Consider the following 6,353-nt stretch of genomic DNA (forward strand, 5'->3'; position numbering starts at 1 on the left):
AATTATGAATAAATTAAGCAATCTTGCCATTTTAATTGGACGTAATAAATTCTATCCATTTTTTTGTATATTATGTGTAACACTAGCATTTTTATACACTGACCCATTTACTGAATTTGATTTACGCTATGCTACTTCTTACATAGGCGCTTTTTGCGGTCTGCTATGCGTTATCTTATTAGCAAAACGTAAAAACATGGGAAATGTATTAGGTATGTTTGCCGTTGTTGCAGAATGTTGTGCTAATATTCTTGGCGGCAATATTGGTGCAGGACTACCGCCAATCTACTATTTTTGTTCACACATCTATGGTTTATTCACTTGGCAAAAGAACCTTGATAATAATAAAAACGTTAAAGTTCGCTCACTCAATGAAACCACATTTTTATATACAATCATATTTCTTATTATTGCCGCTTTTATTAATATTTACTTAACGGATAAAATTGGTGCAACTAATACAACCTACCAACTAATAACTAACTGTTTTATATTTGGTCTAGGCATTGTTGCTCAATTATTATTGATGATGCGATATGCGTTTAACTGGTATTTATGGGTTATATTAAATGTACTGGTAATTGGTTTAAATATCTATACCGACAATATCATTATCGCAACACAATATTTAATCTATCTGTTTAATGCCATTTATGGAATTTGTGAATGGAAACGCTCTGAGCAGCCAGAGTAAATATTCTAATTTTGTTAAAAAGTTTCAGGAAAGACTGTGTTTAAGTATAAAAATAGAAAATAAGTGCTTTATTTTCTATTTTTTATTTGAGATGCAGTCTAATTATTCAACATCCCCTTTAACCAAAGGCACGAATATAACCTCGCCCATATTTTTAGCTACAAAATTATCTCCATCACGCTCAATTAATTGTAAAACCTGTTTATTTTCGCCAACAGGAATAACTAAACGTCCTTTATCGGCTAACTGTTCTAGTAAGCTTTGTGGCACTTCAGATGCGGCGGCTGTAACAATGATGCCATCAAATGGTCCACGTTCAGGCCAACCTAACCAACCATCACCATGGCGTGTTGCAATGTTATGAATATCAAGTTGCTTTAAACGTCGTTTAGTATTCCATTGTAGACTTTTTATTCGTTCTACCGAGCAGACATTTTCGACTAACTTTGCTAAAACAGCCGTTTGATATCCCGACCCTGTTCCAATTTCAAGTACTTTTGAATTAGGCTCTAATTTTAATAGTTCAGTCATCTTTGCTACGATATAAGGCTGAGAAATAGTTTGACCGCTTCCTATTGGCAATGGACGATTATCGTAAGCTTGATGCGAAAGCGCCTCATCAACAAAATGTTCACGAGGAATTGACGCAATAGCATCTAAAACGCGCTCGTCTTTTATTCCTTGTTGCCGTAAGAATTCAATTAGGGATTGCATTTTTAGATTTTGCATTTGGGCTACTCATTTTCTATTATTAGTTCACGTATCACACTTGTTGCATAACAACCTGATGGCAAATAAAAATTGAGTTCGAGACTATGCTCATCTAACCATTGCCAATTAAGCTGCTCTGCTCGTAACAATATTGACCGTCTTGCTGTTTCTACTCGCTCTTTTTTAAATAGATCATTAAATTCAGACCAACTTTCTAAACATTTTTGCTCAAACTCCAGCGCATCAAATAATGTACCTAGTGGTGAATCCCCCACCATTGGTGCAGTAATATTGATCTCGCCTTGTTCTAAACGCATTTGTAACTGAACTAATTCGCCTGCTTGAACAATAAACCAGCTACCACGATGCGCTAATTGTAATATATCGCCATTGAGCACGGTTTGATGCAAACTTTGGGTTATGCGTTGACTGACAATATTATTAAAAATCGCACTTCGCGCCGCAGAAAGATAAAAGCTACGTTTTTTTCGATCCTTAACCGAAATTTCGCCATTGGCCCATTTTATAGCCTGAGTAATATTATTTTCATCACGACCAAAACGCTGCTCACCAAAATAATTAGGCACACCATGCTGTTTGATTAATGCTAATTTAGATTCAATTTCAGATTGACTATTTAACGATTTTAAAATTATTTTAAAATAATTACCTTTTAATGCGCCAATTTTTAATTTTTTATTATGCCGCGTGACTTTTAATATTTTACAACCCGCCAAATTAAATGCCGAAAAGTCTGGTGTTTGTTGACCTGGCATATGTAAACTGAACCACTGCTCAGTCACCGCTTGGCGATCTTTCAAACCAGCATAACTTACTAGCTTGGTTGAAATTCCCACATATTTAGCCAACTGCTCAGCCACGAAAATGGTATTACAATCACGTTTTTGCAAAAAAACTAAAACATGTTCGCCTTCACCAGTCAACTCAAAGCCAAGATCTTCTGTCACATTAAAATCTTCGTATTGTTGCTTGTATTGTCCTTTAGTGGTCGGTTTGCCATATAAATAATTAAGTTGTGCTAACACTATTATTGCCTATTGTATAATTTAAACTGTTTCGGATTTTTTACTTAATAACACTACCGCTTGGCAAGCAATGCCTTCTTTACGCCCAGTAAAGCCTAATTGTTCAGTTGTTGTTGCTTTTACACTAATTTGTTCAAAATGAACTTTCAGATCTTCTGCTATATTAACTCGCATTTGATCAACATGAGGTTGCATTTTAGGTTCTTGGGCAATAATAGTAGCATCTAAATTAACTAATTCATAACCTTTAGCTTGAACAAGGGTATACACATCTTTCAATAATATTCGACTATCTATACCTTTATATTTAGGATCTGTATCAGGAAATAGCTTACCGATGTCACCTAATGCCAATGCGCCAATTAAAGCATCGGTTATTGCATGTAACACAACATCACCATCAGAGTGAGCAACAAGGCCATATTGATAAGGAATTTTTACCCCAGCAAGAGTTATAGGACCCTCTCCACTAAACTTATGAACATCAAATCCATGACCTATTCTCATACTTTTACCTATTTGGAATCTGCTTAGTTAAATAAAAAGTAGCCAATGCTAAATCTTCAGGACGGGTTATTTTTATATTATCCCCACGACACTCAATTAATAAAGGATGCCCACCACAATACTCAATGGCTGAAGCTTCGTCAGTGATGGCAACATGATCATTTAGAGCTTGTTGCAAACATGATTTTAGTTCGCCAGCATTAAACAGTTGAGGAGTAGCAGCGCCCCATAAATAAGTCCGATCTTCAGAATAATCAATAATGGTATCATTATTTTGACAAGCTCGCTTAATCGTATCACTAACACGAGTGGCTAATATACCGCCTTGTTTTTTAGTTGTTACTGTTTCAATCAGCCGAGTAATATCACAATGAGTCACACAAGGTCTTGCCGCATCATGAACTAAAGCCCACTGTTCATCATTTAGCAATTTTAATCCGGCTAAAACAGAATCAGCTCGAGTTTTGCCACCTAAAGCAACTTTAATCTTATCGTGCTGAGCAATTGAAAGGGTATTAAATATATTATCTTCTGAGCTAATCACAACAATAACTTGAGCGATTTGAGGATGCGTTAATAATTTATTTAGAGTATGTTCTAAAACGGTCTTCGAACCAACTTTTAGATATTGTTTAGGGATTTGACTATTCATACGGCAACCAACTCCTGCTGCCGGTACAATAGCAATGATATCATTAAGATTATTCAAGTTATGCATTATCGTTTTTTAGTATCCGAATCAATTATAATTCGATAAAAATATTCATCAGGTTTAACCATACCCAAATGACTACGAGCACGCTCTTCTATTGCTTCATAGCCACGTTGCAAATCGTTAATTTCAGCAAACATCTGTTCGTTACGAGTCTTTAACTTCTCATTATCGGCACGCAAATTGACTAACATTTCTACATTATCTTGATAATCGTACACATTATTTTTGCCATACCATAAAGAATATTGCAGATAACCCAGTACAGCTAATAACAATAAAGGTAGCTTCCATCTTCTCATGAATTTAGTATTATCCTTTATCTATATGCATTTAACTGGTTTTGGTAAGCCTGCAAGTTTAGTTGCTTGTTTAGCAGGACCGTCTGGAAATAATTTATACAAATAACGACTATTGCCCTTTTCTGCACCAAACTTTTTTTCCATTGCTTTGACTAAAGCTCGAATAGCTGGTGAGGTTTTATATTCTAAGTAAAAATCACGAACAAATAAAATAACCTCCCAATGGGCATCGGTTAATTCAATGGACTCTTTGGCTGCCAATTCTGGAACTAAATCAACAGTCCAATCCTGCCAATTTTTTAAATAGCCTTTCTCATCAGTTTCTATCTGCTCTAACATTTTTTCAAAGTACGTTATTTTATTTGCGTTGTATTATACTCAATTAATCAAAATCCAACACTAATTTTGCAGGCGAATACGTTATTGTTTGTTTAATTTCTTCGAAATTTGATGAAATTTAAAGCAAACGATAAAAAAAATTAAAATAGCTATTTACAAATAAGCAAGTCTACTTTAATATTCACAGCCATTGCGGAAGTGTGGCTGAGCGGTTGAAAGCACCGGTCTTGAAAACCGGCGAGGGGCGACCCTCCCAGAGTTCGAATCTCTGCGCTTCCGCCATCTTCTTATTGTGGCAAATTCCACAGTTGTCCATAGAAGTCCACTTAAATCCACTATTTAAACGCCTACCGAAATATATTTGAATTATTTTGTATTTTTCATCAAATACTGTAACCATCCCCTAAAAGAGTACAGCAAAAAAGTAGAAAATTCTCTATGATAAAAGTAAAGGGGATTAATTATGAAAAAAATGACTGAACTCAAATCGTGGCTATTTTAAAAGAAGCTGAAGCGGGTATTCCCGTTAAAGAACTGTGCCGTAAATATGGCATGGGTAATTCAACTTTCTATAAATGGCGGGAAAAATACGGCGGAATGGAAACTTCGGATATCAAACGCTTAAAGGAGCTGGAGGCTGAAAACCGCAAGCTTAAGCAGATATTTGCCGAACTGAGTTTAAAATCCCAGCTTCAAGAAGAAATTATAAAAAAGCTTTAGTGCCCACAAAGGCACGTAAAACGTGGGCACAGCAACTACAATTTATCATTGGTATGTCCACACTTTTTAGTACCAAAAAGATAAGGTCATCGATTTCTTTTGTATTCAATCGGCGACTGGTAATTTAATGTTGAATGAAGTCGATTATAATTAAACCAATCCACATAGTGATTAAATTCCAATTTAAGTTGCGCCAGTGAATCAAAAATAGTATTTGACACAAATTCTGTTTTCACTGCTTTGAATGTGCTTTCTGCAATTGCGTTATCATAGGGGCAGCCTTTGCGACTTAACGACCGTTTAATTCCAAATGCTGTTAAACATTCATCAATCAAATAATTATCAAACTCTTTTCCTCTATCAGAATGAAACAACTCAATCGTCTGTAAGTTCATTGGAATTTGACTCATAGCTTGCATGACCAGTGCCGCTGTTTTATGCCTGCCAGCACTTCGCCCCACTATTTCTCGATTACTGATATCAACAATTACACAAAGGTAGTGCCAACGTTGTTTAACCCTTACATAGGTTAAATCGGTCACCAATATCTTTCGTGGTTGACCTATATCAAATTCTCGATTCAGTTCATTCCCTACCAGCGATTCATTGCTTTTTTCTGTATGAATACAATATTTTTTACAGGTGTATTTCGAAACCCAGCCATTTTTCGCCATGATTCGACCTATTCGGCGTCGAGATACGGTTATGCCTTGCTTTCTCAGCTCTGCTTGCAGACGCCTTGTACCATAAGCACGATAAAAAGTTACGGAGTCAAACTATTTACAGAACAGATAAAACAAATTTAACTAAGGCTTAACACAAGCAGCTCTATATAGGTTAAAAGTTAATTCATAACCTAAATCCCCATCCCCTAGATCGACTCGAATTGATTTTCCCTTGTATGTATCGATTGTCCAATACCAATCATAAGGATGCTTAGTTTCCCAGTCGTCAAGACCTAAATAGTGATTAGGATGATTAAACAAAGTTCCCCATTCATTAATTAGCCCACCAATCCACTTGCCATTACCTCCGCGATAGCTTAATTGTCGGCGATAACCATTGATATTTCTTCCAGGAATACCTCCTGTCCAAATATCATCATTATTTGCATTAGTATAATCTGCAACACTCGGCATCCGATAACCTATTTGATTGCAATAATCTTTTGTCTTACTAGCTGAAGCATTTATACCAACCCCTTGTGCTATATACCATCTTTCAATTTTAAAGCTATACAAGACGTTACTTTTGGCTCTATCTGAATAAAGCTTAAATGTAGAGGGACTAAAATTTTTATTAGCACTACTGTTTACTGGTCC

Annotated in this window: 8 protein-coding genes, 1 tRNA gene and 2 pseudogenes; 3 read left to right on the forward strand and 8 right to left on the reverse strand. The window is 35.7% G+C overall.

The features are described 5' to 3' along the window. The first annotated feature begins 4 nt into the window (after positions 1–4). Positions 5–694: a nicotinamide riboside transporter PnuC gene (gene pnuC, locus ACGH80_RS10215; protein ID WP_034910015.1), complete on the forward strand. Its 690-nt coding sequence runs from the start codon at positions 5–7 to the stop codon at positions 692–694. 102 nt (positions 695–796) lie between these two features. On the opposite strand, the gene ACGH80_RS10220 is transcribed toward pnuC, so the two are convergent. The 6 genes from ACGH80_RS10220 to ACGH80_RS10245 are packed head-to-tail and all read right to left on the reverse strand — an operon-like array spanning position 797 to position 4,311. Then, positions 797–1,423 carry a protein-L-isoaspartate(D-aspartate) O-methyltransferase gene (locus tag ACGH80_RS10220; RefSeq protein ID WP_065590842.1) on the reverse strand — a complete coding sequence of 209 codons (627 nt, stop codon included), beginning with the start codon at positions 1,421–1,423 and terminating at the stop codon, positions 797–799. Positions 1,424–1,428: 5 nt separating this feature from the next. Then, positions 1,429–2,454 (reverse strand): tRNA pseudouridine(13) synthase TruD, encoded by a 1,026-nt coding sequence (gene truD / locus ACGH80_RS10225; RefSeq protein ID WP_363319050.1) that lies wholly within the window; start codon positions 2,452–2,454, stop codon positions 1,429–1,431. An 18-nt stretch (positions 2,455–2,472) separates the two neighbouring features. Beyond that, positions 2,473–2,958, reverse strand: a complete 486-nt coding sequence (ispF, locus tag ACGH80_RS10230; RefSeq protein ID WP_411631084.1) for a 2-C-methyl-D-erythritol 2,4-cyclodiphosphate synthase — start codon at positions 2,956–2,958, stop codon at positions 2,473–2,475. Positions 2,959–2,962: 4 nt separating this feature from the next. Next, complete coding sequence (gene ispD, locus ACGH80_RS10235) at positions 2,963–3,676, reverse strand: 2-C-methyl-D-erythritol 4-phosphate cytidylyltransferase (protein WP_065590840.1); 714 nt, start codon at positions 3,674–3,676, stop codon at positions 2,963–2,965. Then, positions 3,676–3,972 carry a cell division protein FtsB gene (gene ftsB, locus ACGH80_RS10240; RefSeq protein WP_065590839.1) on the reverse strand — a complete coding sequence of 99 codons (297 nt, stop codon included), beginning with the start codon at positions 3,970–3,972 and terminating at the stop codon, positions 3,676–3,678. The genes ispD and ftsB overlap by 1 nt, the downstream gene beginning before the upstream one ends. A 21-nt stretch (positions 3,973–3,993) precedes the next feature. Next, positions 3,994–4,311 (reverse strand): TusE/DsrC/DsvC family sulfur relay protein, encoded by a 318-nt coding sequence (locus ACGH80_RS10245; protein WP_065560941.1) that lies wholly within the window; start codon positions 4,309–4,311, stop codon positions 3,994–3,996. Positions 4,312–4,505: 194 nt separating this feature from the next. Between ACGH80_RS10245 and ACGH80_RS10250 the strand changes: the two genes are divergently transcribed. Next, positions 4,506–4,593: transfer RNA gene (locus ACGH80_RS10250), tRNA-Ser, on the forward strand. A gap of 204 nt (positions 4,594–4,797) precedes the next feature. Then, positions 4,798–5,025 (forward strand): annotated as a pseudogene (locus tag ACGH80_RS10255) (transposase); the annotation flags it as partial. A 92-nt stretch (positions 5,026–5,117) separates the two neighbouring features. Here the strand turns inward: ACGH80_RS10255 and ACGH80_RS10260 are convergent. Then, positions 5,118–5,777: pseudogene (locus ACGH80_RS10260) on the reverse strand (IS3 family transposase); the annotation flags it as partial. 60 nt (positions 5,778–5,837) lie between these two features. After that, positions 5,838–6,353: hypothetical protein (locus tag ACGH80_RS10265; protein ID WP_411631086.1), on the reverse strand; the 516-nt coding region annotated here is incomplete at its 5' end.

This window comes from Gilliamella sp. BG1 (assembly GCF_046635625.1).
In the GTDB taxonomy this organism is placed as follows: Bacteria; Pseudomonadota; Gammaproteobacteria; order Enterobacterales; family Orbaceae; genus Gilliamella; species Gilliamella bombi.